General features: G+C 42.3%; 1 protein-coding gene. It reads right to left on the bottom strand.

Annotated elements, in window-relative coordinates:
* On the bottom strand, positions 1-967 hold a 967-nt coding region (locus ADH52_RS10150; RefSeq protein ID WP_049511107.1), incomplete at both ends, for a discoidin domain-containing protein.

Genomic DNA, 967 nt, shown 5'->3' with positions numbered 1-967 from the left:
TCAGGTACCTCAAGCACTGGTGCTGGTTCTTCACCCTTACTTGATTGAACAGGTTCTTCTGTCAATTCTTGATAGAAGCTCGCCAATTCATAAAACTCAGCCTTGCCACCTTCCCAGACCAGTTTAACATCTAGAAGAGAACCACCATTTCGGATAGCAAAGGTTTGGAGACTAGATGTAATGGCACCAAGATCTGTCCAACTTTCTTGTCCATCCTTAAGTGTTCTCGCTTGAACTCGTGCTTTCGCTCCTTCAGGAAGGCTTGAAACAAGGCGTAGATGGTTGGCATTGGTTGGTTCTGATAAGTGGTAAATCATTTCTCCCTTATCTTGTTCTGCTTTGTAGCTAGTCAAAACTTTTCCATCTACGAGATTAGTATAGAAGTTACCTCGGCTTTCGCCACCGTTTCCTTCTACAGTTGGATCATTGATTGGTTTGACAAATTCGCCATCATTGATCACCAATTCTGTAAATCCTACAAAACGAGCATCATAGTCAGCTGTATAGAGGACACGAAGATAGTTGGCTTTGACTGGTGTCGTCAATTCACCCTCGATGTAACGATTTCCTGGCATCTTAGAATCATGTGTCCAACCATCTGTCAATGAATCATCGTGTGTACTATTGACTACACCATCTCCCACTGTCACAACATCCGTCCAAGTTTTACCGTCTTGGCTGACTTGGATTTTACCATCACGAAGATAGTTTTGAGTTCCGTCTTGGATGTAGGCTCTGATCTTCTTGATAGTGCGTTCGCTACCAAGTTTCAAGGTTACATGGCCATCTTTATGGGCATAGTCTGAAAACTCAACGAAGTTGTTGTAGACACCATCAAACAATTGATCGAGGTTATTAATCTTACGAACATCATTGCTTCCATATGTTGGATGAATGCCCATAGTTGTAGATTCTAGTTTGGTTGGTTGCACTTCTTTAGTCGTTACAAGGAGAGAAGTTGATGGCA

The sequence above is a fragment of the Streptococcus pseudopneumoniae genome, from assembly GCF_001072665.1.
Classification (GTDB): Bacteria; Bacillota; Bacilli; order Lactobacillales; family Streptococcaceae; genus Streptococcus; species Streptococcus pseudopneumoniae_S.
The sequence above is the reverse complement of the archived record's forward strand: the minus strand, read 5'-3'. Positions and strand labels throughout refer to the sequence as shown.